Source organism: Bradyrhizobium elkanii USDA 76, from assembly GCF_023278185.1.
Classification (GTDB): domain Bacteria; phylum Pseudomonadota; class Alphaproteobacteria; order Rhizobiales; family Xanthobacteraceae; genus Bradyrhizobium; species Bradyrhizobium elkanii.
In genome coordinates this window covers 8,549,437-8,573,930 of record NZ_CP066356.1, presented here as the reverse complement: position 1 = coordinate 8,573,930, position 24,494 = coordinate 8,549,437, and the positions used below count along the sequence as shown (strand labels likewise).

22 protein-coding genes and 1 other RNA gene are annotated in these 24,494 nt (G+C 65.6%); 12 read left to right on the top strand and 11 right to left on the bottom strand.

From position 1 onward, the window contains the following. Positions 1-237: 237 nt before the first annotated feature. Positions 238-1,305 (bottom strand): acyltransferase family protein, encoded by a 1,068-nt coding sequence (locus tag JEY66_RS40690; RefSeq protein WP_018269489.1) that lies wholly within the window; start codon positions 1,303-1,305, stop codon positions 238-240. Between the two features lie 213 nt (positions 1,306-1,518). Here JEY66_RS40690 and hrpB point away from each other — a divergent pair, with 213 nt between their 5' ends. From hrpB to JEY66_RS40670, 4 genes are all read left to right on the top strand, one after another. Beyond that, the gene (hrpB, locus tag JEY66_RS40685) at positions 1,519-3,987 is read left to right on the top strand and encodes an ATP-dependent helicase HrpB (RefSeq protein WP_018269490.1); all 2,469 of its coding nucleotides are present in this window, start codon (positions 1,519-1,521) and stop codon (positions 3,985-3,987) included. Between the two features lie 244 nt (positions 3,988-4,231). Next, entirely contained in the window at positions 4,232-5,683 is a 1,452-nt protein-coding gene (locus JEY66_RS40680; protein ID WP_026192133.1) for an NCS1 family nucleobase:cation symporter-1, read from the top strand. A gap of 203 nt (positions 5,684-5,886) precedes the next feature. Continuing rightward, complete coding sequence (locus JEY66_RS40675) at positions 5,887-6,399, top strand: TIGR02281 family clan AA aspartic protease (protein ID WP_018269491.1); 513 nt, start codon at positions 5,887-5,889, stop codon at positions 6,397-6,399. A 154-nt stretch (positions 6,400-6,553) separates the two neighbouring features. After that, on the top strand, positions 6,554-8,053 hold the full coding sequence (locus JEY66_RS40670; RefSeq protein WP_018269492.1) for a phosphomannomutase/phosphoglucomutase: 1,500 nt from the start codon (positions 6,554-6,556) through the stop codon (positions 8,051-8,053). 164 nt (positions 8,054-8,217) lie between these two features. Here the strand turns inward: JEY66_RS40670 and JEY66_RS40665 are convergent, their stop codons facing one another. From JEY66_RS40665 to JEY66_RS40650, 4 genes are all read right to left on the bottom strand, one after another. Further along, on the bottom strand, positions 8,218-8,718 hold the full coding sequence (locus tag JEY66_RS40665; RefSeq protein ID WP_016848075.1) for an Lrp/AsnC family transcriptional regulator: 501 nt from the start codon (positions 8,716-8,718) through the stop codon (positions 8,218-8,220). Between the two features lie 76 nt (positions 8,719-8,794). Next, entirely contained in the window at positions 8,795-9,742 is a 948-nt protein-coding gene (locus JEY66_RS40660; protein WP_016848076.1) for a sugar kinase, read from the bottom strand. 79 nt (positions 9,743-9,821) lie between these two features. Next, a complete protein-coding gene (gene nudC / locus JEY66_RS40655) occupies positions 9,822-10,772 on the bottom strand; it encodes an NAD(+) diphosphatase (RefSeq protein WP_016848077.1) in 951 nt (316 codons plus the stop codon). 6 nt (positions 10,773-10,778) lie between these two features. Beyond that, on the bottom strand, positions 10,779-11,198 hold the full coding sequence (locus JEY66_RS40650) for an HIT domain-containing protein (RefSeq protein WP_016848078.1): 420 nt from the start codon (positions 11,196-11,198) through the stop codon (positions 10,779-10,781). 111 nt (positions 11,199-11,309) lie between these two features. On the opposite strand from JEY66_RS40650, the gene ffs reads away from it, so the two are divergent. From ffs to JEY66_RS40625, 5 genes are all read left to right on the top strand, one after another. Continuing rightward, positions 11,310-11,406, top strand: an RNA gene (gene ffs, locus JEY66_RS40645) — signal recognition particle sRNA small type. Between the two features lie 111 nt (positions 11,407-11,517). Beyond that, positions 11,518-13,359 (top strand): DNA polymerase III subunit gamma/tau, encoded by a 1,842-nt coding sequence (locus tag JEY66_RS40640; protein ID WP_016848079.1) that lies wholly within the window; start codon positions 11,518-11,520, stop codon positions 13,357-13,359. A 23-nt stretch (positions 13,360-13,382) separates the two neighbouring features. Then, on the top strand, positions 13,383-13,703 hold the full coding sequence (locus JEY66_RS40635; RefSeq protein WP_018269493.1) for a YbaB/EbfC family nucleoid-associated protein: 321 nt from the start codon (positions 13,383-13,385) through the stop codon (positions 13,701-13,703). Then, complete coding sequence (gene recR, locus JEY66_RS40630; protein ID WP_016848081.1) at positions 13,704-14,309, top strand: recombination mediator RecR; 606 nt, start codon at positions 13,704-13,706, stop codon at positions 14,307-14,309. It abuts the gene before it with no gap. Between the two features lie 148 nt (positions 14,310-14,457). Then, positions 14,458-14,901, top strand: a complete 444-nt coding sequence (locus tag JEY66_RS40625) for a hypothetical protein (RefSeq protein WP_370143863.1) — start codon at positions 14,458-14,460, stop codon at positions 14,899-14,901. Between the two features lie 254 nt (positions 14,902-15,155). Here JEY66_RS40625 and JEY66_RS40620 read toward each other — a convergent pair whose 3' ends face one another. Together JEY66_RS40620 and JEY66_RS40615 are read right to left on the bottom strand one after the other, a co-directional pair. After that, complete coding sequence (locus JEY66_RS40620; RefSeq protein ID WP_016848083.1) at positions 15,156-16,532, bottom strand: AmpG family muropeptide MFS transporter; 1,377 nt, start codon at positions 16,530-16,532, stop codon at positions 15,156-15,158. A gap of 166 nt (positions 16,533-16,698) precedes the next feature. Further along, on the bottom strand, positions 16,699-17,907 hold the full coding sequence (locus JEY66_RS40615; RefSeq protein ID WP_016848084.1) for a DNA recombination protein RmuC: 1,209 nt from the start codon (positions 17,905-17,907) through the stop codon (positions 16,699-16,701). A gap of 170 nt (positions 17,908-18,077) precedes the next feature. On the opposite strand from JEY66_RS40615, the gene def reads away from it, so the two are divergent. The 3 genes from def (at position 18,078) to truA (ending at position 20,418) form a co-directional block, all read left to right on the top strand. Next, entirely contained in the window at positions 18,078-18,605 is a 528-nt protein-coding gene (gene def, locus JEY66_RS40610; protein WP_016848085.1) for a peptide deformylase, read from the top strand. A gap of 140 nt (positions 18,606-18,745) precedes the next feature. Beyond that, positions 18,746-19,681: a methionyl-tRNA formyltransferase gene (gene fmt, locus JEY66_RS40605; RefSeq protein WP_016848086.1), complete on the top strand. Its 936-nt coding sequence runs from the start codon at positions 18,746-18,748 to the stop codon at positions 19,679-19,681. Beyond that, the gene (truA, locus tag JEY66_RS40600; protein WP_016848087.1) at positions 19,681-20,418 is read left to right on the top strand and encodes a tRNA pseudouridine(38-40) synthase TruA; all 738 of its coding nucleotides are present in this window, start codon (positions 19,681-19,683) and stop codon (positions 20,416-20,418) included. The genes fmt and truA overlap by 1 nt, the downstream gene beginning before the upstream one ends. 245 nt (positions 20,419-20,663) lie before the next feature. On the opposite strand, the gene dapE is transcribed toward truA, so the two are convergent. The 4 genes from dapE to JEY66_RS40580 form a co-directional block, all read right to left on the bottom strand. Then, positions 20,664-21,830, bottom strand: a complete 1,167-nt coding sequence (gene dapE, locus JEY66_RS40595) for a succinyl-diaminopimelate desuccinylase (protein ID WP_016848088.1) — start codon at positions 21,828-21,830, stop codon at positions 20,664-20,666. A gap of 17 nt (positions 21,831-21,847) precedes the next feature. Further along, on the bottom strand, positions 21,848-22,459 hold the full coding sequence (locus tag JEY66_RS40590) for a DUF805 domain-containing protein (RefSeq protein ID WP_018269495.1): 612 nt from the start codon (positions 22,457-22,459) through the stop codon (positions 21,848-21,850). Between the two features lie 216 nt (positions 22,460-22,675). After that, entirely contained in the window at positions 22,676-23,521 is an 846-nt protein-coding gene (dapD, locus tag JEY66_RS40585; RefSeq protein WP_016848090.1) for a 2,3,4,5-tetrahydropyridine-2,6-dicarboxylate N-succinyltransferase, read from the bottom strand. Between the two features lie 250 nt (positions 23,522-23,771). Then, the gene (locus tag JEY66_RS40580) at positions 23,772-24,464 is read right to left on the bottom strand and encodes a pyrimidine 5'-nucleotidase (protein ID WP_016848091.1); all 693 of its coding nucleotides are present in this window, start codon (positions 24,462-24,464) and stop codon (positions 23,772-23,774) included. Between the last annotated feature and the right edge of the window lie 30 nt (positions 24,465-24,494).

The window sequence follows — 24,494 nt, the reverse complement described above, 5'->3', positions numbered from 1 at the left end:
CCAGTTCGCCGTTGGGCGGCGGTTCGTTGGGAGAAACGTTAGTTACGGCCCGTTTCCGGATGTCTGCGCGAAAAGCGGAAAATGGTTTCGTGAACGGGAGAATTGTTTCGTCGCCGGCCGGACGACGAAACATTCGGGACCAAAAAGCCAATAATTTCAATGTGTGGAAAATTCGAACGGCCGGATTCCCGCCGTCGGAACGAATCCGGCGGTCATGACTTCTGGCACTGTCGGGGCTTATTCGGCCGCCTGCAACGAGGGCGTCGCCTTCTTCGGGGCAATCCAGAACGCATCGGGCCGCTCGAACAGGAAATCGGCCCGCGCCGCCAGCGCCAGCCGCCAGATCACGAGCGAACCGGCGACGCCGACCGCGGTCACGATCAGCGAGATCAGGCCGATGTCGTGGATGATGCCGAAGCGCAGCAGAAGGACGCGCGTCGCCGCCATCGGCAGGAAGAAGGCGAGATAGATCACGATCGAATGCTCGCCGCAGAAGCGCAGGAAGCCAAGCCAGTGCGCGCGCGCCAGCAGTGTGCCGGTCACGATGATCGCGCCGGCGCCGGCAAAGCCGAGTGCGAGCGAGACGGCCGGCCATTCGCTCACCTCGAGCGCAACCAGGCCGCCATTGATCAGCGCCCAGAGTCCAAGCCCGAGCAGGGCCAGCGCAGGCCGCGCCCGCGCGCGGTCCGACAGCGCGAACACGTAATCGGCGAGGACATAGCCGGTGTAGAAGTAGACGAAGCGGGAGCAGAATTCGTCGATCACGGTCCAGCCGGTCGCGACATGCGCGCTCTCCAGCGCTGCCGCGATCAGCCAGATCACCAGCGGGTGGACATTGCGCGTGAGCTTGGTGACGACGAAGAAGATCGGCAGCAGATAGATGAACCACAGCGTGCCGAACGGCTCGATGAAGGACTCGAGGTATTGCAGCCCAACCTGGGCCCAGCCGGTCTCGGCGGCCAGCGACGGCGCCTTGAAGCCGAACTGAATCGTCACCCAGAGCACGTAGAAATAGGCGAAATGCATCACCTTGCGGTCGAGATAGGTGCGCCAGTCGCGATCGATCACGACCGACAGGAACAGGCCCGAGATCAGGAAGAAGTCCGGCATCCGGAACGGCTTCGCGAACATCACGACATAATGCATGAATCCGGTCTGCTCGGCGGCCTTCTCGACCCCCAGCACCGAATGCATCATCACGACCATGATGATGCAGATGCCCTTGGCATAGTCGAGCCAATCGACGCGACCGCTCGCGCGCGGGGCGGAACGATCTGTCGCAGCGGCTGTGCCGTTTGTGGTCATCTTTGTCCAGTTCCGGCGTGATCGTGCCCATCATCGGCCCGATCGGTTGCTTTCTCCTTTATTCATACAAATGATGTGCCGGCGAACCTGGGCCTTTCAGCGGGTTTCCCGTAGCCGGCGAATGGTCTAAGAGGCCGGGAAATCCAAGAGAAGAGACCGTTTGTTAACCATGGGACGCACCGGCCCGAGCGCCGTTGCGGTGATGAAAAGTCCTTGCCTCGCCAATTCGATAGTCCGCTGCCGATCGACGCCGTGCTCGACGAGCTCGACCGCACGCTCGAGGGGCACAACGCCGCAGTGCTGGTGGCGCCGCCGGGCGCCGGCAAGACCACGCGCGTGCCGCTGGCGTTGCTCGATGCGCCCTGGGCGAGGGGCAAGAAGATCATCGTGCTGGAGCCGCGCCGCATCGCCGCGCGCGCCAGCGCCGAGCGGATGGCGAAGACGCTCGGCGAGCGTGCCGGCGAGACCGTCGGCTATCGCGTGCGCTTCGGCTCGAAGGTGTCGCGGGCGACGCGGATCGAGGTCGTCACCGAGGGCATCTTCTCGCGCCAGATCCTCGACGATCCCGAGCTGAACGGCGTCGCCGCGGTGCTGTTCGACGAATTCCACGAGCGCTCGCTCGATGCCGATCTCGGGCTGGCGCTGGCGCGCGACGCGCAGACCGGCCTGCGCGAGGACCTGCGGATCCTCGTGATGTCGGCAACGCTCGACGGCGCACGCGTCGGAAAACTGCTCGGCGACGCGCCGGTGGTCGAAAGCGAGGGGCGCGCCTTTCCGGTCGAGACCCGTTACGTCGGCCGCAAGGTCGACGCGCCGCTGGAGCGGCAGATGGCCGAGACGATCGCGGCCGCGCTGCGCGCCGATGCCGGCTCGGTGCTCGCCTTCCTGCCGGGCGCCGCCGAGATCCGCCGCACCCAAACTTTTTTGGCCGAGCGCGTGCACGACGCCGCGGTCGAGATCGTGCCGCTGTTCGGCGCGCTCGATGCCGCCGTGCAGGATCGCGCCATCGCGCCGGCGCCGAAGGGTACCCGCAAGGTGGTGCTGGCGACCTCGATCGCCGAGACCTCGCTGACCATCGAGGGCGTCCGCATTGTGGTGGACTCCGGCCTCGCGCGGGTGCCGCGCTACGAGCCTGACATTGCGCTGACCCGGCTCGAGACGGTGCGCGCCTCGCGCGCCGCGGTGGATCAGCGGCGCGGCCGTGCCGGCCGTACCGAGCCCGGCGTCTGCTACCGGCTCTGGGACGAGCCGCAGACCGCGTCGCTGCCGGCCTACACCGCGCCCGAGATCCTGTCCGCCGATCTGTCCTCGCTGGTGCTCGACCTCGCGCAATGGGGCGTCAGCGATCCCGCGGGCCTTGCCTTCCTCGATCCGCCGCCGGGCCCCGCGCTGAAGGAAGCCAGATCGCTGCTGTCCGAGCTCGGGGCGCTCGACGGCGATGGTCGCATTACAGAGGAAGGACAGAGCCTGCGCGCGCTGGCGCTGCCGCCGCGGCTGGCGCGCATGATCGTGGATTCCGCCCGCTTCGGTATGGGCGAGGAGGCGGCCGAGATCGCCGCGGTTCTGACCGAGCGCGGGCTCGGCGGCGACAGTGTCGATCTCGACGTCAGGCTCGACCAGTTCCGCCGCGACCGCTCGCAGCGCGCATCGAGCGCCCGCAGCATGGCGGCGCGCTGGGCCGCGCAGGTGAAGTCGGCGGCCGGCGAAGCGAGGGATCTCTCCACCGGCGTCATGCTGGCCTTCGCGTTTCCGGATCGCGTCGCCAGGAATCGCGGCAACGGCAGCTTCGTGCTGGCCAATGGCCGCGGTGCCGCCGTCGAGCAGACTGCGGCGCTGGCGCGGCTGCCCTATATCGCGGTTGCCGAACTGACCGGCACGGCCGCGAGCGGCCGCATCCTGCTGGCGGCGCCGATCACCCAGGAGGAGATCGAGCAGCGCTTCGCCGACCAGATCGAGAACGTGGAAGAGGTGACGTTCGACCGCGGCGCGATGGCGCTGCGCGCCCGCCGCAGGCGTTCGTTGCACGCGATCACGCTGTCGGAGGCACCGATGCCGCTACAGCCTTCGGCCGAGACCGCGCGCGTCTTCGCCGACGGCCTGATCGCCGCCGGGCTCGACCGGTTGCCGTGGTCGAAGCACTCCAAGCAATGGCGCGACCGCGTCATGTTCCTGCGCAAGGCCGAGGACGAGAGCTGGCCCGATCTGTCGGACACGGCACTTGCCGCGCGCGCCGACGACTGGCTGGTGGGCGCGCTCTACGACAAGACCGCGCTGAAGGATCTATCCGCCGGTGACCTGTCAGACGCGCTGATGGCATTGCTGCCGTGGGAATTGCGCGCGCGGCTCGATCGCGAGGCGCCGACGCATTTCGAGGCGCCGACCGGAACGCAGCTCGCGATCGATTACGAGGCCGAGCAGGGCCCGACCATTGCGGTGCGGCTGCAGGAGCTGTTCGGGCTCAACACCCATCCCTCGATCGCCAAGGGCGCGGTGCCGCTGGTTCTGGAACTGCTGTCGCCGGCGCAGCGGCCGGTGCAGGTGACGCGCGATCTGCCCGGTTTTTGGCGCGGCAGCTACGCTGCCGTCCGTTCCGACCTGCGCGGCCGCTATCCGCGCCATCCCTGGCCGGAAGATCCCGCCAGCGCGATGCCGACCAGGCGCGTGAAACCGCGCGGGACCTGAAAGCCCGAGAGCAAACGGCATATCGAGAATTGACACGAGTCCGTCATGGCCGGGCTCGTCCCGGCCATCCACGTCTTCCTCTGCTCGAGGGATGCATAGACGTGGATGCCCGGCACAAGGCCGGGCATGACGAACCGAATGTGCTTCTCGCGCTGGCGAGCGCCGGCAAACGGTGGTTAGATTTGCACGCTGGGATGGGATCACGGGCTCGCACATTGGGGAGGCCGCCGTGGAGATCAAGAATCTGGAGATCAAGAACGCATCGCCGTCGCTGTACAACGATGACCTGGCGCCGGCCAGGGAACGCAACTGGGGCGCGTTCAGCATCTTCAACGTCTGGACTTCCGACGTCCACAGCCTCTGGGGCTATTATCTCGCCGCCAGCCTGTTCCTGCTCTGCGGCAGCTTCGTCAATTTCATCCTCGCGATCGGCGTCGGCTCGCTGGTGATCTTCGTGCTGATGAGCCTGATCGGCAATGCCGGCGTGAAGACCGGCGTGCCCTATCCGGTGCTGGCGCGCGCCTCGTTCGGGGTCTGGGGCGCCAACATTCCGGCGCTGGTCCGCGCCGTCGTCGCCTGCTTCTGGTACGGCGCGCAGACCGCGGCGGCCTCGGGCGCGATCGTCGCGCTGCTGACGCGCATCGACAGCTTCAAGGCGTTCCACCAGTCCAGCCATATGCTCGGCCATTCCACGCTCGAGGTGATCTGCTTCGTCGTGATCTGGGCGCTGCAACTGCTGATCATCCAGCGCGGCATGGAAACGGTGCGGCGCTTCCAGGACTGGGCGGGTCCTGCGGTATGGCTGATGATGCTGATCCTCGCGATCTATCTCTGCATCGCGGCCGGCGGCATCTCGCTCACCGCGCCGATCCCGCAGGATGTGCTGCTGGAGAAGACCAAGGAAGCCGGCGTGCCCGGCGTGCCCGGCTCGTTCCCGGCGCTGTGCGCCGTCGCCGCCACCTGGATCACCTATTTTGCCGCGCTCTATCTCAACTTCTGCGACTTCTCGCGCTATGCGCCCGACGTGAGAGCGCTGCGCAAGGGCAATATCTGGGGCCTGCCGGTCAATCTGATCCTGTTCTCGCTGGTCGCCGGCGTCACCACGATCGCAGCGTTCAACGTCTATCACGAGGTGCTGCTGCATCCCGACCAGATCTCGGCGAAGTTCGACAGCTGGTTCCTGGCGCTGCTCGCGGCGGTCACCTTCGCGGTGGCGACGCTCGGCATCAACGTCGTCGCCAATTTCGTCTCGCCGGCGTTCGATTTCTCGAACGTGTTTCCGCGCCATATCGACTTCAAGAAGGGCGGCTACATCGCGGCGCTGATCGCGCTCGCGCTGTATCCGTTCGCCCCCTGGGAGGGCAGCGCCGCCTCGTTCGTCGGACTGATCGGCGCGACCATGGGGCCGATCTTCGGGATCATGATGGTCGATTATTATCTGATCGCCAAAGGTCGCGTGAACGTGCCGGCGCTGTACCAGGAGGACGGCGAATATCGCTTCCAGAACGGCTGGAACGTCAGCGCGCTGATCGCGGCCGCGATCGGCGCCCTGTTCTCGTCGGTGCTGCCGAACTTCACCTCGATCCTGCCGGCCTGGTGGGCGGTCTATGGCTGGTTCTTCGGCGTCGGGATCGCGGGCGCGGTCTATTACGCACTGCGCGTTGCGATGCCGAGCCCGGTCGCCAGGACAGCCTGAGAAGACAGCCTGAGAAGACGGCCTGCAGGCCGGCAGATTGCTGCCCGGGCAGGCGGCCGATGTCATTCGGCCGCTTCTGTGGGCTCACATTAACGCTTCGCTCATCCTTTTCGCCAAAATGGCAGGCTCGTGCCGCCGCCCTCGCTCGCGGCGGGGCGGGCGGCGTGGTGAAATTGCGTGTTCGGTTTTCCGAGTATGGTGTCATGCGTAACCTGATGATTTTCGCGGCCATCCTGATCGGGCTGGGCACCTTCATGGCCCAGATGGCCAGCAAGATGTCGCCTGCCGCCGCGACCACCACAAGGCAGACCGTCGCCCCAGCCGTCACGGCGGCGCAGGCCGGCGCCCGCGCGTTCAGCATTGCGCCCGATCCTCGCGGTCATTTCGCGACCGACGGGCGGATCGACGGTCAGCGCATCAACTTCATGGTCGACACCGGCGCCTCGGTGGTTGCGCTGAACGAGGCCTCGGCTGCGCGCTTCGGCCTGCGTCCGGTGCCGGGCGATTACACCTCGCGCGTGACCACTGCGAACGGCACCATCAAGGCCGCGCGCGCCCGCATCGCCATGATCGAGATCGGCGGCCTCACCGTGCGCGACGTCGACGCCCTGGTGCTGCCGGACGAGGCGCTGTCGGAAAACCTGCTCGGCCTGTCCTTCCTGTCGAAGCTGAAACGCTTCGAATACGCCAACGGCAAATTGTTGCTGGAGCAGTAAATCCAGCCGTTTCGGGGTATCCGCGGCGACGCGATATCGCCGCCATTTCCGCCGTATTTGTCGGCCCCCAGCCCCAGTCTCACCTTTCGCTCGGCCTGCGCATTCGCTAAAGGCTGCGGCGATGTCTTTCTGCATGCGACCATAAGGCCGACCCATGTTTCCGAAGCCGAAATCCGCGCTGGTCCCGAACACCTATGCCTTCGAATCCGAGCCGATGGTGAAGCCGACCGGGTTTCGCGAGTACGACGCGCGCTGGCTGTTCAACAAGGAAATCAACCTGATGGGCGTGCAGGCGCTGGGCATGGGGCTCGGCGCGCTGATCGCTGAGCTCGGCGTCCGCCAAGAGATCGTCACCGGTCACGATTTCCGCGGCTATTCCGCTTCGATCAAATACGCGCTGATCTCAGGCCTGATGGCGGCGGGCTGCAAGGTGCACGACATCGGGCTCGCGGTGACGCCGATGGCCTATTTCGCGCAGTTCGATCTCGACGTGCCCTGCGTCGCCATGGTCACCGCCTCGCACAACGACAATGGCTGGACCGGCGTCAAGATGGGCGCCAACCGTCCGCTCACCTTCGGTCCCGACGAGATGTCGCGGCTGAAGGCAATCGTGCTCAACGCCGAATTCAACAACAAGGCCGGCGGCTCCTATCAATTCCACGAGAATTATCCGGCGCGCTACATCGCCGACCTCACCAGCCGGCCGAAGCTGAAGCGCAGGCTGAAGGTCGTCGCGGCCTGCGGCAACGGCACCGCGGGCGCGTTCGCGCCGCAGGTGCTGGAGGCGATCGGTTGCGATGTGATCCCGCTCGACACCGAGCTCGATCACACCTTCCCGAAATACAATCCGAATCCGGAAGACATGGAGATGCTGCACGCGATCCGCGATGCGGTGCTGGCGCACAAGGCCGATGTCGGCCTCGGCTTCGACGGCGACGGCGACCGCTGCGGCGTGGTCGACAACACCGGCGAGGAGATCTTCGCCGACAAGGTCGGCGTCATGCTGGCGCGCGACATGTCGGCGATCAACGCCAACGCGCAGTTCGTCGTCGACGTGAAGTCGACCGGGCTGTTCGTGACCGATCCGGTATTGCAGAAGCAGGGTGCGAAGACGGTCTACTGGAAGACCGGGCATTCCTACATGAAGCGGCGCACCAATGAGCTGGGCGCGCTCGCCGGCTTCGAGAAGTCGGGCCACTTCTTCTTCAACAAGCCGTTCGGCCGCGGTTATGACGACGGCCTGGTGTCGGCGATCGCGATCTGCGAAATGCTCGATCGCGCCCCCGGCAGGTCGATGGCCGACCTGAAGAACGCGTTGCCGAAGACCTGGTCGTCGCCGACCATGTCGCCGCATTGCGCCGACGAGGCGAAGTACGGCGTCGTCGACGCCGTCGTGAAGCACTTCGAGGCGTTGCAGCAGAACGGCGGGAAGGTCGCGGGCCAGAACATCCGCGACCTCGTCACCGTCAACGGCGTGCGCGTCACGGTCGAGGACGGCAGCTGGGGCCTGGTGCGCGCGTCCTCGAACAAGCCGGAGCTCGTGGTCGTGGTGGAAAGTCCGGTCAGCGAGCGGCGCATGCACGACATGTTCGAGGCGATGGATTCGGTGCTCCGCACGCACCCCGAAGTCGGCGAATACAATCAGAAGATCTGAGCTGGGTGCTTGCCGCGAAGAATGGTGTCATCACCCGCGAAAGCGGGTGATCCAGTATTCCAGAGACGGTCGTGATTGAGCCGAGAGGCCGCGGCGTACTGGATCGCCCGGTCAAGCGGGGCGATGACAGCTGGGAGGTGGCGCTGATGACAGTTGCGGCGCGCTTACGCCGCGGGCACCGGCAGCGCCGTCACCGACTTGATCTTCTCCATCGCGAAGCGCGAGGTGACGTTCTTCAGCGGCACGGCGCTGATCAGCTTCTTGTAGAACACGTCATAGGCCTGCATGTCCGCGACCACGACGCGCAGCATGTAGTCGACGTCGCCGGCCATCCGGTAGAACTCCATCACCTCGGGCATGGCGCTGACGGCGTCGGCGAATTTGCGCAGCCAGGCTTCCGAATGGTCGGCGCTCTCGACCGAGACGAACACCGAAATCCCGAGGCCGATCTTGTTCTGGTCGACCAGCGCCACGCGGCGCAGGATCACGCCGTCGGCCTCGAGCCGCTGGATGCGCTTCCAGCACGGCGTCGACGACAGTCCGACCCGGTCGCCGATCTCGGCGACGGAAAGCGACGCATCCTCCTGCAACACGGTCAGAATCTTGCGATCGATCGCATCGAGGCGGCGGCTGTTGTCATGAAGCTGAATGGCGACATCGGTCATAGAAGAAAGTTCCATATGAAGGTTCAATATCCCTCATATAGAGAAGAATCTTCCAAATCAAGCGATTCGTGGCGGCTCAGGCCGGCTTGGCGTCGGCGTGCTGACCCAAAAACTCTTCAACTTCAGTACGTTGCGGTGCGGCATAAGCACCCCCGAAGCGGGTGCATTTCAGCGCTGCAGCGGCCGAGGCGAAGCGCAGCGCGTCGCGCAGCGGCTGTTTCTCGGTGATGGCAAGGGCAAACGCCCCGTGGAAGACGTCGCCGGCCCCGAGCGTGTCGACGGTATGGACCGGGAAGGCCGGGGTTTCCTCGAGCTCGCCGTTCTCGTTGAGCCAGATCGTGCCCATCGGCCCGCGGGTGCCGGCCAGGAAGGAGGGGGTGAGCTTGGCGAGCTTGTGCAGCGCCTGGCCGTCGTCGGTGACGTCGGCGGTCTCCTGCAGCGGCTCGCTGGAGAACACCAGATGGGACGAGGCGGTGAGCAGCCCCTCCCGCATCGACATCGCGCGGTCGACGTCGACCACCACCGGAATGCCGCGTTTGACCGCCTCCGCGCAAAGCTCGGTGCAGAACGGCGCGCAGCGGCTCTCGGTCAGGATCGCCGCGCAATCCTCCAGCAACAGCTCGGTCGGCGGCAGCTTGACCTTCCAGAGCTCGGGATCGCGGAAGGTGACGATGGTGCGCTCGCCGCTGTCGTCGATCATGATCGCCGAGATCGGGGTGACCAGGTTCGGCATGTGGATCAGATGATTGGTCTCGATGCCTTCCTGGGCGAGCTTGTCGAAGATGTAGCGGCTCGAGGTCTCCTGCGAATCGCCCATCGGTCCGCAGATCGAAGCGCGGCCGCCCAGCCGGACGATGCCGATCGCGGCGTTCAGCGCATTGCCGCCGCAGATCTCGTCGAAATGCGTCGCGTTCTCCTTGGAGCCGCGCGCCGGGACGCTGACGCGAAAGGTCAGGTCGCGCACCGGCAGGCCGATGCAGAGGATGCGGGGCGGGACTTTCGGGGCGCCGTCCTGAAAATTCATGCGGGGATCCGTCGCAATGGTTCCGTTACTGCCAGACCTATTGTCCAGCTTTAATCGGCAGAACGATGTCCGGTTCCCGCTATTTGTCCAACGGGTTCTGGTGGTGCACCCAGCGGCCGAGCAGATGATGGGCAATCGCGAACGGATGCGGGCCGGCGAGCCCGTCGGGATGCTGGCGCTTCAGCATCAGCGACGCCTCGGCATGGTCGAACCAGCGCGCGTCCTCCAGCTCGGTGCGGTCGACCACGATGTCCTCGTTGGTCGCGCGCGCGGTGCAGCCGATCATCAGCGATGATGGATAGGGCCAGGGTTGCGTCATGTAGTAATTGACGTCGGTGCAGCGGATGCCGGACTCCTCGAAAATCTCGCGCCGCACGGCGTCCTCGATGGTCTCGGCGGCTTCCACGAACCCGGCGAGGCAGGAATACATGCCGGGCATGAACTGCTTCTGTCGTCCCAGCAGCACCTTGTCGCCGTAGGTGACCAGCATGATCACGACCGGGTCGGTGCGCGGAAAGTGCTCGGCCTTGCAGCTCGGGCATTCGCGCTTCCAGCCGCCATCCTTCATCGCCGTGCGGGTGCCGCAATTGGCGCAGAAGCCGTGGCGCTGATGCCAGGTCACCATCGATTTCGCCATTGCGATGGCCGAGAGCTGCTCGGGCGGCACCACGCCCTGCATCGCCATGCCGCGCAATTCGGTGATCGCGACGTCGCTGCGTCCGACCAGCTTCTCGGCCGCCTGCGGCGCGATCCCCATGCCGAAGATCGGCGCGGCGTCGCGCAGCCCCAGGAAAATCGTGCCGGGATTGGCGCCAAAGCTGCGGGCTTCCTCCAGCGAGAGCAGTGCGCGGGCGCCACCGTCCTCCTGCTTCACGACCAGCGAGTCGCGATAAATCACATAGGCTCTAGCTTCGCGGTGCCCTTCCAGCGCGAACAGCTTCTCGTCATTGCTGCGCAGATGCGCGGCGCGGTCCAGCACGTGGGTGACGAAGGCCGGCTGGCCGAGCGGAAATGAATCGAATGCGGACATTGAATCTCAACCCAACCAGATCTTGCGGCGAAGCGCGCTGATGAAATTCTGCACTTCCTCGGCGTCATGCGCCAGCGGCGGCATCACGCCCCAAACGGGACGCGGCCATGCAGCGTCGCTGGTGCGGCGCGCGATGACGTGGACGTGGAGCTGCGGGACGAGGTTGCCGAGCGCGGCGACATTCAGCTTGTCGCACTTGGTGACCTCTTTCAGGGCCCGCGAGACGCGGGTGATTTCCGTCATCAGCTGCGCCTGCGCGACTTCGTCGAGGTCGATGATCTCGACCGCGCCGTCGCGCCGCGGCACCAGCAGCAGCCACGGATAATGCGCATCCTTGATGACCAGCACCTTGCACAGCGGCAGGTCGCCGATGTCGATGGTGTCTTTCTTGAGCTGCGAATGCAGCGACCAGTTGGAGGCGGACATGGGGGGCAAATAATGCCTTTCCGTGTTCCCAGACAAGCCCCGCAAAGCCAGCCTTACAAAGCCGGGTCAGGCCGCTTGCTTTCCGGCGGTTTTGGCCCCAAATAGGGACCGGGAGATTGGCGGTGGACGAGCCACTCGCCAACCGGGTCAGGTCCGGAAGGAAGCAGCCCTAACGAGGTCCGGATCGGGTCGCTCGTCAGTCTCCTACCTGTTTTTCCGAGCGAATCGCGCTGGAATGGCGGTCTCCGCGCCCGGCGCTCGATTTTGGCTCCTAATCCGCACGCCGGCTGCAAGAGAAATCCAAGTTGCGGATCGACGCATGAACGACGCTGGCGCCCCCTCCGATAAGCCCGACGGCGCAGGCCAGAGCGGCCTCGACCTTGGCGGCGCGTCCGACGCTGCAAAACCCTACCGCGTTCTCGCCCGCAAATACCGCCCCTCCAGCTTCGAGGATCTGATCGGCCAGGAGGCCATGGTGCGCACGGTCTCGAACGCGTTCGAGACCGGGCGGATTCCGCAGGCCTGGATCCTGACCGGCGTCCGCGGGGTCGGCAAGACCACCACCGCGCGCATCCTCGCCCGCGCGCTGAACTACGCCAAGCCGGACGGCTCGGTGCAGGGGCCGACCATCCACATGCCCGATCTCGGCATCCACTGCCAGGCGATCATGGAAAGCCGGCACATGGACGTGCTGGAGATGGACGCCGCCTCCCACACCGGCGTCGACGATGTCCGCCAGATCAACGACAGCGTGCGCTACGCGCCGGCCAGCGCGCGCTACAAGGTCTACATCATCGACGAAGTCCACATGCTGTCGACGGCGGCGTTCAACGCCTTCCTCAAGACGCTGGAGGAGCCGCCGGAGCACGCCAAGTTCGTGTTCGCCACCACCGAAATCCGCAAGGTTCCGATCACGGTGCTGTCGCGCTGCCAGCGCTTCGACCTGCGCCGCGTCGAAGCCGACGTGCTGATGAAGCATCTCGGCAACATCGCGGCCAAGGAAGGCGTCGAGGTCGAGCCCGAGGCGCTCGGCATCATCGCGCGCGCGGCCGAAGGATCGGTGCGCGACTCGCTGTCGCTGTTCGACCAGGCGATCGCGCATGCCGCGGGCAATGTGAAGGCCGACGCGGTCAGGCAGATGCTCGGCCTCGCCGACCGCACCCGCGTGATCGACCTGTTCGAACAGCTGGCGCGCGGCGATCTCGCCGGCGCCTTCGCCGAATTCCGCGCGCAATATGACGTCGGCGCCGATCCGGTGGTGGTGCTGTCCGACCTGGCCGAGTTCGTCAATTTCGTCACCCGCGTGAAGGTCGTGCCGGGGACGGCAGACAATGTCGCGTTCGGCGAGACCGAGCGGGTGCGCGCGCGTGAATTCGCCGCCAAGCTGTCGATGCGGGTGCTGTCGCGGATGTGGCAGATGCTGCTCAAGGGCATCGCCGAGGTGCAGACCGCGACGCGTCCGGCCGCGGCCGCCGAGATGGTGCTGGTGCGGATTGCCTATGTCGCCGACCTGCCGACGCCGGATGAAGCGATCCGGATGATCGAGCAGAATGGCGGCGGCGCTGCGCCCGCGGCGTCGGGATCCGCCGCCTCGCAACCGTCGCGCGGCACACCATCCTCGGCAATGCCTGCGATGTCATCCCCACCGGTGCGCGCGCCGCAGGCCGCGCCGCGCGCCGATTTCGCCGCGCGTCCGCAGATGGTGGCGCCCGCCGGCGATGCCGCGCCGGCGCTCCGGATATCAAGCTTTCCGCAGCTGATCGCGCTCGCCGGCGAGAAGCGCGACATCATGATGAAGAGCGCGCTGGAGGCCGATGTGCGGCTGGTGCGTATCGAGGACGGCCAGCTCGAGATCGCCCTCGAGCCGAAGGCGCAACGCGCGCTCGTCACCGATCTGTCGCGCAAGCTCGAACTATGGACCGGGCGGCGCTGGACCGTGATCATCTCCAACGAGGCCGGCCAGCCCACGGTGCGCTCGCAGAACGAATTGGCGCGCAGCGAGCACCAGCGCACTGCGGAAGCCGATCCGCGCGTGCAGGAGGTACTGGCGCGCTTCCCCGGCACCAAGGTGGTCGAGGTCCGCCGCCTTGCCGCCGAGGTTCCGGTCGCGGATGCCACCGGCGAAGACCCGATTGAAACTTCCGACAGCGACGACGATTGATATTTGGCGATAGGAACGCAGGCATGGCTGATTTTCTCGGCATGATGAAGCAGGCAGCGCAGCTGCAATCCAAGATGCAGGAGATGCAGGAACAACTCGGCAATGTCGAGGTCGAAGGCATCTCCGGCGGTGGCCTGGTCGCGGTGCGCATGACCGCGAAGATGGAAGTGAAGGGCATCAAGATCGATCCGTCGCTGATGAAGCCGGAGGAACGCGAGGTGCTCGAGGATCTCCTGGTCACCGCGCATGGCGATGCCCGCCGCAAGGCCGAGACCGCGATGCAGGAGAAGATGATGGCACTCACCGGCGGGCTCGGCCTGCCGCCGGGATTTGGTCCGACTTAAATGGCTGCGAGCGTTGCCGGCCCCGAGATTGAACGCCTGATCCAGTTGCTGGCGCGGCTGCCTGGGCTCGGGCCCCGCTCGGCGCGGCGCGCGGCGCTGCATCTGATCAAGAAGCGCGAAGCCCTGATGACGCCGCTGACCGCGGCGCTGCAGGTCGCGATCGAGAAAATCCAGGTCTGCAAGACCTGCGGAAACATCGATACACAAAACCCCTGCACGGTGTGCACCGATCCGCGCCGCGATCCCTCGATCATCGTCGTGGTCGCCGACGTCGCCGATCTCTGGGCGCTGGAACGCGCCAATGCGACCAATGGCCGCTATCACGTGCTCGGCGCGACGCTCTCGCCGCTCGACGGCGTCGGTCCGCAGGATCTCACCATCGATCAGCTGGTGGCGCGCGCGCATGCGCCCGAGGTCAGCGAGATCATCCTGGCGCTCAATGCGACCGTCGATGGCCAGACCACCGCGCATTACATCACCGACCTGTTGTCGGAGGCCAATGTGCGGGTGACTCGACTGGCGCATGGCGTGCCGGTCGGGGGAGAGCTTGATTACCTCGATGAAGGTACGCTATCTGCAGCCATGCGGCAGCGGACGCTGTTCTAACGCGCGATGCCGGCGCCGAGCACGGCGTCGGGCGCCAAGCGATCGGTTACAATCCGAAAAGATCGCACCGAAACAAAATGGTAGGGTGGATGCCGATTCGGGGACGGTCATTCACGCTCTGACGAATCAAGATACGGAACCACTGACAATGACGGCACACCGATTCGGCGTACGCTTGTTCGGCGTACGTTTGGGCTTTGCGCTTCTGGCGGCAACGTTCGCCGCGCCTTGCGCGATCGCGCAGCAGGCCGACGCGCCGCAGAAGCCCGGCAAGATGATCCACGCCGGCGACGTGCTGTCGGGCGAACTCGGCGTCATGAAGGTGCGTGACGCCAAGAACCGCGGCAAGCGCGTCGCGACCTACCAGATCACCAGCGAGCCGCGCCGCCTGCCGCCGCCGAACGGCCTGTGCAATCTCGAAACCGGGCCGGAAACCTTCCAGCTCGTTCCGACCAACGACGCCCAGGCCGCGCAGCTCAAAAGCCTCTCCGGCAAGGCAATCTCGGTGAAGGTCGACGAGGTCGCCTGCGCCAAGGACGCCGGCGAGATGAGCGAAGCCATCGTCACCAAGTGGAGCGTGGTGGCGAAGTAGGGGTCTCAATGGCGATGTCATCGCCCGGCTCGATGCGCCGGTGATGACATCGCGTTGTTTGACATCGAATCGAGAACCATCCGCGTCGTCGTCCTGGCGAAAGCCAGGACCCATTACCCCAACTGTCGGTTATTGCGCGACGCCGAGGCCAGAAGTCCCTTTCACGACCAAGTGCGGTGGTTATGGGTCCTGGCTTTCGCCAGGACGACGTGGAGAGAGTTCGGGCTCGCGTGCGCGACCGGACGACAGCCGGGCTAGACCCTGACCGGCCCCAGCTCGTCGAAATGCCCGCGCCGCTGCAGCCAGGCGAGCAGGATCAGGCTCGGGATCGCGACCAGCACGCAGATCACGAAGAACACTTGCCAGCCGACGGCCTTGGCGACATAGCCCGCGCCCGACGACAGATAGGTGCGGCCGACCGCCGCGAGCGCCGTCAGCAGCGCGTATTGGGTCGCGGTGTGCAGCGGGTTGCGGCACAGTGCCGACAAATAGGCGACGAAGATCACGGTGCCGATCGCGCTGGTGAAATTCTCCGCGGTGATCGCAAGCGCGAGCGCCCATTGATCGACGCCGACATGGGCGAGCCAGGAGAACGACAGGTTCGCGACCGCCTGCAGCACGCCGCCGATCCAGAGGCTGGTCGCGAGCGAATAGCGCCGCGCCACGAAGCCGCCGGCAAAGCCGCCGATCAGGGTTGCGGCAAGGCCAACGCCCTTCACGATCGCCGCGTAATCGACCTTGGAAAAGCCGATGTCGATCACGAACGGCGCGGTCATGGTGCCTGAAAACGCGTCGGTGAACTTGAACAGCACCACAAAGGCGAGCGCGGCGAAGGCGTCCTTGCGGCTGAGGAACTCGGAGAACGCGCCGAGCGCGGCGTGCAACACGCGTTCGGCCGCGTTCTGCGCGTGCGTGGCCGTCTCCGCGCCCTTCGATTGCGCCGGCTCGGTCGCCGCGAGCGCGGTGATGATGCCGATCACGACCAGCACGGCCATCACCACATAGCCCCACATCCAGGCCGACGGACGCGCGAGGCCAGCGGACTCAAAGCCGCTGACGATGAACAGCGCGCCGGCGGTCGAGACCAGCATGCCGACGCGATAGGCCGCGACATAGGACGCCATGCCGGCGGCCTGCTCGCTTTCAGGCAGGCTTTCGACGCGGAAGGCATCGACCACGATGTCCTGCGTCGACGATGCGGTTGCGACCAGCAACGCGGCGAACGCCGCGAACCACGGCGAGCGCGCCGGATCGGCCATCGCCAGCACCAGGATCGCCGCGATCAGCAGCAGCTGCGAGAACAGCAGCCAGCCGCGGCGGCGGCCGAACATCTGCGTGAACAGAGGCACGTGCAGCGCGTCGACCAGCGGCGCCCAGAGGAACTTCAGCGTGTACGGCGTGCCGATCAGCGCCAGCAGCCCGATGGTGCCGAGATCGACCCCGGCCTCCTTCATCCAGACCTGCAGCGTCGAGCCCGACAGCGCCAGCGGCAGCCCCGAGGAGAAGCCGAGCAGCAGCACGATCAGCACCCGCGGCTGCAGGTACACGGCAAGACTGTCGCGCCAGGAGGTGGCGGCGGGCTTCGGCTCCGGCTTTGCAGACGCGTCTGACGTCGCTTCAGGTGCTGTCATAGAGGAGTTGGTAGCAGATTCGGCCCCAAAAAGACTGTCATCGCCCGGCTTGACCGGGCGATCCAGTATCCCAGAGGCCTATCCGCCACCTGCGGCAATTTCGGGATAAAGTCGGGCGATGACATCGATTGGGTGGCGCACGCCGGACAACTTCTAGAAACAACAATCACTCCCCCGCCTGCAGCTTGCGGGGGGCGGGGAACAGGTCGGATGTGCTGCCTTTGACGAAGCGCGGGACCTCGATCGGGGTCTCGGACTTGCTGAAGTCGAGTTCCTCGATGCGGCCGGCGCGTTTCTCGATCTTGTCGGCGGAGATCAGGATCTGCCTGACGTCCTCGTTCACCTGGCCGAAATGGGTCTGCAGCTTGAGCACGCGATCGCGCAGGCGGCCGAGGTCGTCACCCAAGTGCATTACCTCGTTGCGGATCTGGTCGGCGGCGTCGCGAATGCGGGCGTCCTTCAGGATCTGCTGCATCACCTGGATCGCGAGCATCAGCAGCGACGGCGACACCAGCACGACGCGGGCGCGATAGGCCTTCTGGATCACGTCGTCGAAGCCGTCATGGATCTCGGCATAGACCGATTCCGACGGCACGAACATCAGCGCGGTGTCCTGGGTCTCGCCCGGGATCAGGTACTTCTCCGCGATGTCGCTGACATGCTTCAGCACGTCGGCGCGCAGCCGCTGGCAGGCCGATTTGCGCTCCTCGTCGCTGCGTGCATCGTGCAGCGCGGTCATGGCTTCGAGCGGGAATTTCGCGTCGATGCAGAGCGGGCGCTGATCGGGCAGGAACACGACGCAGTCCGGCCGCTTGCCCGACGTCAGCGTGTACTGGAACTCGAACGAGCCCTTCGGCATGCCGTCCTGGACGATCGCCTCCATCCGCGCCTGGCCGAACGCGCCACGCGATTGCTTGTTGGCGAGCACGTCGCGCAGCGTCGTCACCTGGGTGGTGAGCTCGTTGAGGTTCTTGTGCGCGTGGTCGATGATGCCGAGCCGCTCGTGCAGCACGCGCAGCGAATCCATCGTGTTGCGGGTCGATTGCTCCATCGACTGGCCGACCCGGTGGGTCACCGAATCCAGCCGCTCGTTGACGGCGCGGGCCATCTCGGCTTGGCGGCCGGCCAGCGCCTGCGCCATCGCGTCCACGCGTCCGGAGGATTCGCTCTGGGCCCGCAGCATGTCGGCGAGCCGCTCCTCCAGCTCGTCGGCGCGGATGGCCTGGGCCATCGCGAGTTCCGCGCCGCGCCGGCTGGCGCGCGCGATCACCACCGCAATGGCGAGCAGCAGGATCAGCGCCAGCGCCCCAAGGCCGATCAATGCATCGGAGACACGGACCGGAAGGTCGCCAATCGTCAGGAGAATCTCGTTCATGCCGGCAGTTGTAGCCGATTCGCGGCCGGGCGCGAACGAAGAGGGAACGCTTATGGCAAATGCATTCCTGATTTTCCGGGTTAATGCGGGATGAAGAAACGTGGTTAAGGTTGTCCTAACGGGTTCCTGAGCGCATTGACCCCATGAAGTCAGCAGCTTAAATCGCCGCCATGGCATTAAGAGAAATTATCATCCTGCCGGACAAGCAATTGCGGCTGGTGTCGAAACCGATCGAGAAGGTGACGCCGGAGATCCGCAAGCTGGCCGACGACATGCTCGAGACCATGTATGACGCGCCCGGCATCGGGCTGGCGGCGATCCAGGTCGCGCAGCCGCTGCGGCTGATCACCATGGACCTCGCCAAGCGCGACGAGAACGGCGAGACCACGGCGAAGCCGCGCGTCTTCATCAATCCGGAGATCGTTGCGCGTTCGGAAGAGCTGTCGGTGTACGAAGAGGGCTGCCTGTCGATCCCCGAATATTATGAGGAGGTCGAGCGGCCGGCGCGGGTACGCGTGCGATTCACCGATCTCGACGGCAAGGTGCATGAGGAGGATGCGGAAGGCCTCTACGCCACCTGCATCCAGCACGAAATCGATCATCTCAACGGCGTGCTGTTCGTGGATTATCTGTCGAAACTGAAGCGCGACCGCGTCTTCAAGAAGTTCGAGAAGGCAGCCAAGCGCGCGGCGGAGTGACCGTTGCATTTGTCCACCGTCATGCCCGGTCTTGTCCCGGGCATCCACGTCTTCCTTTCTTCACGGCGCCAAGACGTGGATGGCCGGGACAAGCCCGGCCATGACGGATAGTTTGGAGCCAGCGAGAGTAGTTTGATCTCATGCCTCTCCGCCTGATCTTCATGGGCACGCCCGATTTCGCGGTGCCAACGCTGCTGGAACTCGTGGCCCATGGCCATGAGGTCGTGGCGGTGTACACCCGCGCGCCGAAGCCGGGCGGGCGGCGTGGCCTGCAGCTGCAGCCGACGCCGGTCGAGCAGGAGGCGCGCCGCCTTGGCATTCCCGTGCTGACGCCGAAGACCCTCAAAACGCCGGAAGCGCTCGAGGAGTTTCGCACGCACGACGCGGATGCCGCCGTCGTCGTCGCCTATGGCATGATCCTGCCGCAGGCCATTCTCGACGCGCCCAGGCTCGGCTGCTTCAACCTGCATGCCTCGCTGCTGCCGCGCTGGCGCGGCGCCGCGCCGATCAATCGCGCCATCATGGCGGGCGATGCCGAGAGCGGCGTGATGGTGATGAAGATGGATGTCGGCCTCGACACCGGCGACGTCGCGATGGCCGAGCGGCTGCCGATCTCGGACAGCATGACGGCATCCGATCTGCACGACGCGCTGGCGCCGCTCGGTGCCGACCTGATGGTGCGGGCGATGGCGGCGCTCGGGCGCGGCGGCTTGCAGCTGACGAAGCAGAGCGCGGACGGCGTCACCTACGCCGCCAAGATCGAGAAGGCCGAGGCGCGGATCGACTGGACACAGCCGGCCCATGCGGTGCTGCGGCACATTCACGGGCTCTCGCCGTTCCCCGGCGCCTGGTGCGAGCTCACCGGCGAAGGCGAGCCGGTGCGACTGAAGATCCTGCGCTGCGAGCTGGCCAAGCGTTCGGGCGTACCGGGCGATGTGCTCGACGACAATTTTGCGATCGCCTGCGGCGACGGCGCGATCCGGATCCTCGAACTGCAGCGCGCCGGCAAGGCGCCGATGAAGGCAGCGGACTTTTTGCGCGGCACGCCGTTGAAGCCGCCTGCGCGGCTCGGCTGATGCCCCGCTACAAGCTCACCATCGAATATGACGGCACGCCGTTCTCCGGCTGGCAGATCCAGGACACCGCGCCGACGGTGCAGGGCGCGCTGGAGGCGGCGGTCAAGGCGATCTGCGGCGAGGACGTGCGCGTCCATGGCGCCGGCCGTACCGATGCCGGCGTGCATGCGCGCGGCCAGGTCGCGCATTGCGACATCGCCAAGCATTTTCCGCCCGGCCGCTTTCGCGACGGGCTGAACGCGCATCTGCGGCCCAATCCGATCGGCGTGCTCGCGGCTGACGTCGTGCCCGATGATTTCGAGGCGCGGTTCTCCGCGACCAGGCGGCATTATCTCTATCGCATCACCAATACGCGCGCGAACCTCGCGCTCGACATCGGCCGGGTCTGGCGCGTGCCGCGCGCGCTCGATGCTGACGCGATGCATGACGCCGCGCAGCGCCTGCTCGGCAAGCACGATTTCACCACCTTCCGCGACACCGAGTGCCAGGCCAGATCGCCGGAGAAGACGCTCGATCAGCTCGACGTCACGCGCGAGGGCGACGCCGTCAACATCGTGACGTCGGCGCGCTCGTTCCTGCACAGCCAGGTCCGCTCGATGGTGGGTTCGCTGGTGTGGGTCGGCGAGGGCCGCTGGAGCGCCGACGACCTCGCCGCCGCGCTCGCCGCCCGCAACCGCGCCGCCTGCGGCCCCGTGGCGCCGCCGGACGGGCTCTATCTGATGCGGGTGGATTACTAGACTAAAGCATGATCCGGAAAAGTGCGAAGCGGTTTTCCGAAAAGATCATGCTCAAACAAAGAGCTAAAGCGCGATGACGATTCAACCTAATCACATCGCGCTTTAGGCGGAAATGACTTCGCAGGATGGGTGGAGCGAAGCGATACCCATCATCGCTATATCTGGTGCGGGTGGATTAAGTGCGGCCCCAATCCCTACTGTGCATGGGGTTGTTTTCGCTGTTTTTGTCCAGCCGGGCGGCTGGCCTACCCGAAATACCGCTCCAGCACGCCGCGATAGATCTTCGTCAGCTTCTCCAGATCGGCCACCGGCGTGCGCTCGTCGACCTGGTGCATGGTCTGGCCGACCAGGCCGAACTCGATCACCGGGCAATAGCTTGAGATGAAGCGCGCGTCCGAGGTGCCGCCGGAAGTGGAAAGCTCCGGCCTGCGGCCGGTGATCTCCTCGATCGCGGCGACCGCGAGGTCGGTGAACGGGCCGGGCTGGGTGACGAACACGTTCGAGTTCGACGGCATCCAATCGATATGGGCGCGGATGCGGTTGCCGCAGGCTTTGGCCAGCCGTTCGTCGACCAGCTGCCGCAGGCTCTCCTGGGTGTGGTTGTCGTTGTAGCGGATGTTGAACTTCGCCCGCGCCTGGCCGGGGATCACGTTGCTGGCGGTGTTGCCGACATCGACCGTGGTGAATTCGAGGTTGCTGGCCTGGAACTGCGCGCTGCCGCGATCGAGCGGCTCGTCGCTCAGCGCCACGATCAGCCGGGAGATATCCGGCACCGGATTGGAGGCGCGGTGCGGATAGGCGACGTGGCCCTGCACGCCGTCGACGACCAGCGTGCCGGATTGCGAGCCGCGCCGGCCGATCTTGATCATGTCGCCCAGCACCTCGACATTCGAGGGCTCGCCGAGCACGCAATGATCGAATTTTTCGCCGCGCTCGGCGCACCATTTCAACAGCTTGACGGTGCCGTTGATCGAGACGTCTTCCTCGTCGCCGGTGATCAGGAAGGAGATCGAGCCGTTGCCATTCTCTTGTGGCTTGCCGCCATGGTCCTGCAGATATTGCAGCACAGCGGCGACGCTGCAGGCGATGCCGCCCTTCATGTCGACGGCGCCGCGGCCGTAGAGATAACCGTCCTTGACCTCGCCGGAGAATGCGCCAAGCGTCCACGCCGCTTCATCGCCGGGCGGCACCACGTCGGTGTGGCCGGCAAAGGTGATATGCGGCGCCGAAGAACCGATGCGCGCATAGAGGTTGTCGATATCGGCGGTGCCGGGCTCGGAGAAGGTCACGCGGTGGACCTCGAAGCCTGCGGTTTTCAGCAGGTTTTCGAGAACGCCAAGCGCGCCGGCATCGGCCGGGGTGACGGAGGGGCAGCGAACGAGATCGCGGGCAATCGAGACGGCATCACTCATCCGCCTCGCTTAACACGTCACACGGCAGGGGGACCAGCTTTGTGCGGCACGGTATCGAGCTCGCTCTGCTGGTCCCAGCCGCGCGCGGAGCGCGACCCGCTGTCGCGGCCTTGCCGCACATGGGTTTTCCCAAGCGGATTGGGGCCGTAGCGATTGGGGTAGAGCGTGCCGGGTAGAAAGGCGAGCTCGATGAAGCCCCAGACATAAAGCACGAAGACGATCAGGCCCGCGGCCACCACCCAATAGGATTCATCGGGGAGCCGGTCCGAGAACTGGCTCATGAGACCCGGGATCGCGAAGAACGGGACCATCCACCAGCCGCTCTTGTCGCGGTCGTGCAGGCGCTTGATCGAGACAGCGATATAGACCCAAACGAACAAGAACGTTCCGCAGACCTTGACCAGCAATGCCGGCAATCCGGCCCAGCTCAGCGATCTGTAGCGGTCGGGGTCGAAGGCCCGGAAGATGTCGTCGACATTGAAGCTGAACCCGTTCTTGCCGCCAAGACCGGCCGAGACCACCAGTAAGGCCAGGAACAACATCCAGCAGACGATGATCAGCCCTGCGAGCCAGAATTTGGCCCGGTTGTCGCGGCCCTTGAAGCCGAACAGGTAGTTGGCCCAGTCCATGAAAATGAACTCCGGGCTGCGGCAATTCTTCGCGGCCCGGAGTTTTGTCGTCTTGAATGGAGACTTGGTTCGATCTTCCTGGACCCGTCATCCTGAGGAGCGCGAAGCGCGTCTCGAAGGATGAATCGGCCACAGTTGGGCCGTCGACCCTTCGAGGGCCGCTGAAGAAGCGGCCACCTCAGGGTGACGGTGATGGCGCGATTTCCGCGGCGCAGATCAGTCCCGCAGCAGCTCGTTGATGCTGGTCTTGGCGCGGGTGCGCTCGTCGACCCGCTTGACGATCACGGCGCAGGCGGTGGCAGGTCCCGGCTGGCCGTTCTTCAGCGGCTTGGCCGGCAGGGTGCCGGGCACCACGACGGCATATTCCGGGACCTCGCCGACGAAGATCTCGCCGGTCTCGCGATCGACGATCTTGGTCGAGGCGCCGAGGAACACGCCCATCGACAGCACCGCGCCCTTGCGCACGATCACGCCCTCGGCGACCTCCGAGCGCGCGCCGATGAAGCAGTCATCCTCGACGATCACGGGCTCGGCCTGCAGCGGCTCGAGCACGCCGCCGATGCCGACGCCGCCGGAGATGTGCACGCGCTTGCCGATCTGGGCGCAGGAGCCGACCGTCGACCAGGTGTCGATCATGGTGGCTTCATCGACATAGGCACCGAGATTGACGAAGGAGGGCATCAGCACGACGTTGCGGGCGATGAAGGCCGAGCGGCGCACGATCGCGCCCGGCACGGCGCGGAAGCCGGCGTCGCGGAAACGGTTCTCGCCCCAGCCCTCGAACTTCGACGGCACCTTGTCCCACCAGGATGCCTTGCCCGGGCCGCCCGCGATCTGGCCCATGTCGTTGAGGCGGAACGACAGCAGCACGGCCTTCTTCAGCCACTGATTGACCGTCCACTTGCCGCTCGCCTCGCGCTCGGCAACGCGCGCCTCGCCCTTGTCGAGCAGTTCCAGCGCGTGATCGACGGCCTCGCGGACCTCACCCTTGGTCGAGGTCGAAATGCCTTCGCGGGCGTCGAACGCGGTGTTGACGGTGGTTTCGAGGGCGGACAGCGACATCGGGACAATCCTTGGGCGTATCGGGATTATGACGGGAATTTTGCGGGGCTTTTTCGGAATTTGGGGCAGGAGAGTCAAGGCAAACTCATATGCCGCCGAGCGGTCTCTCTTTCTTCCGTCGTCCCGGCGAAGGCCGGGACCCATAACCACAAATCTCCGTTGGGTTGTCGGCTGTGGCCCCAGCGTGCCTCGTCACTAACATTCGGGGTAATGGGTCCCGGCTTTCGCCGGGACGACACCTGTTGAGAGGCTACGGCTTCAGCCGCTGCAAGAAGCCGGTGAGATCGTCCGTGACGTGGTCGACATAAGCGGCGTCGCGGCCTTCGAGCTCCCAGGTCTCGCGCACCACCTCCTGGCTGCCGTCGGGCACGACCAGCACGGTGGTCATGCCGAGCTCATGTGGCACCACGAGGTTACGCGCGAGGTCCTCGAACATCGCAGCCCTCGCCGGATCGACGTCGTGCAGCCTGAGGAACTTCTGGTAGGTCTGCGGCGCCGGCTTCGGCTCGAGATCGGCGGCGACGATGTCGAACACGCCGTCGAAATGGTTGCTGATGCCGAGCCGGCCCAGCACCGCATCGACATGGTCGACCGAGCCGTTGGTCAGGATCAGCTTGCGCCCCGGCAGTTTTGCGATCGCGGCGCCCATCGCCGGATTGGGTTGTAGCGGCGAGTGGTCGATCCTGTGCACATAAGCGAGATAGTCGTCGGCCTGCACGCCGTGCTCGGTCATCATGCCGCGCATCGTGGTGCCGTAGCGCAGATAGTAGTCCTTCTGCAGCCGCCGTGCTTCCTCGGGCGAGATTTTCAGCCAGTTGCTGACGAACTCACCGATCCGCGCATCGACCTGCTGCCACAGGTTGACGTGATGCGGGTACAGCGTGTTGTCGAGGTCGAACACCCAGGTCTCGACATGGCCGAAGCTGCGGGAAGTTTTAGTCATGGCTTTCTCCACGGGGCAGCGCGATCGCCC

Excerpts from the sequence above, each read along its gene's own strand:
- JEY66_RS40690 (WP_018269489.1), bottom strand. The coding sequence starts at position 1,305 with ATGACCACAAACGGCACAGCCGCTGCGACAGATCGTTCCGCCCCGCGC.
- JEY66_RS40675 (WP_018269491.1), top strand. The coding sequence starts at position 5,887 with ATGCGTAACCTGATGATTTTCGCGGCCATCCTGATCGGGCTGGGCACC.
- JEY66_RS40670 (WP_018269492.1), top strand. The coding sequence starts at position 6,554 with ATGTTTCCGAAGCCGAAATCCGCGCTGGTCCCGAACACCTATGCCTTC.
- JEY66_RS40665 (WP_016848075.1), bottom strand. The coding sequence starts at position 8,718 with ATGACCGATGTCGCCATTCAGCTTCATGACAACAGCCGCCGCCTCGAT.
- JEY66_RS40660 (WP_016848076.1), bottom strand. The coding sequence starts at position 9,742 with ATGAATTTTCAGGACGGCGCCCCGAAAGTCCCGCCCCGCATCCTCTGC.
- nudC (WP_016848077.1), bottom strand. The coding sequence starts at position 10,772 with ATGTCCGCATTCGATTCATTTCCGCTCGGCCAGCCGGCCTTCGTCACC.
- JEY66_RS40650 (WP_016848078.1), bottom strand. The coding sequence starts at position 11,198 with ATGTCCGCCTCCAACTGGTCGCTGCATTCGCAGCTCAAGAAAGACACC.
- JEY66_RS40640 (WP_016848079.1), top strand. The coding sequence starts at position 11,518 with ATGAACGACGCTGGCGCCCCCTCCGATAAGCCCGACGGCGCAGGCCAG.
- JEY66_RS40635 (WP_018269493.1), top strand. The coding sequence starts at position 13,383 with ATGGCTGATTTTCTCGGCATGATGAAGCAGGCAGCGCAGCTGCAATCC.
- recR (WP_016848081.1), top strand. The coding sequence starts at position 13,704 with ATGGCTGCGAGCGTTGCCGGCCCCGAGATTGAACGCCTGATCCAGTTG.
- JEY66_RS40625 (WP_370143863.1), top strand. The coding sequence starts at position 14,458 with ATGACGGCACACCGATTCGGCGTACGCTTGTTCGGCGTACGTTTGGGC.
- JEY66_RS40620 (WP_016848083.1), bottom strand. The coding sequence starts at position 16,532 with ATGACAGCACCTGAAGCGACGTCAGACGCGTCTGCAAAGCCGGAGCCG.
- JEY66_RS40615 (WP_016848084.1), bottom strand. The coding sequence starts at position 17,907 with ATGAACGAGATTCTCCTGACGATTGGCGACCTTCCGGTCCGTGTCTCC.
- def (WP_016848085.1), top strand. The coding sequence starts at position 18,078 with ATGGCATTAAGAGAAATTATCATCCTGCCGGACAAGCAATTGCGGCTG.
- fmt (WP_016848086.1), top strand. The coding sequence starts at position 18,746 with ATGCCTCTCCGCCTGATCTTCATGGGCACGCCCGATTTCGCGGTGCCA.
- truA (WP_016848087.1), top strand. The coding sequence starts at position 19,681 with ATGCCCCGCTACAAGCTCACCATCGAATATGACGGCACGCCGTTCTCC.
- dapE (WP_016848088.1), bottom strand. The coding sequence starts at position 21,830 with ATGAGTGATGCCGTCTCGATTGCCCGCGATCTCGTTCGCTGCCCCTCC.
- JEY66_RS40590 (WP_018269495.1), bottom strand. The coding sequence starts at position 22,459 with ATGGACTGGGCCAACTACCTGTTCGGCTTCAAGGGCCGCGACAACCGG.
- dapD (WP_016848090.1), bottom strand. The coding sequence starts at position 23,521 with ATGTCGCTGTCCGCCCTCGAAACCACCGTCAACACCGCGTTCGACGCC.
- JEY66_RS40580 (WP_016848091.1), bottom strand. The coding sequence starts at position 24,464 with ATGACTAAAACTTCCCGCAGCTTCGGCCATGTCGAGACCTGGGTGTTC.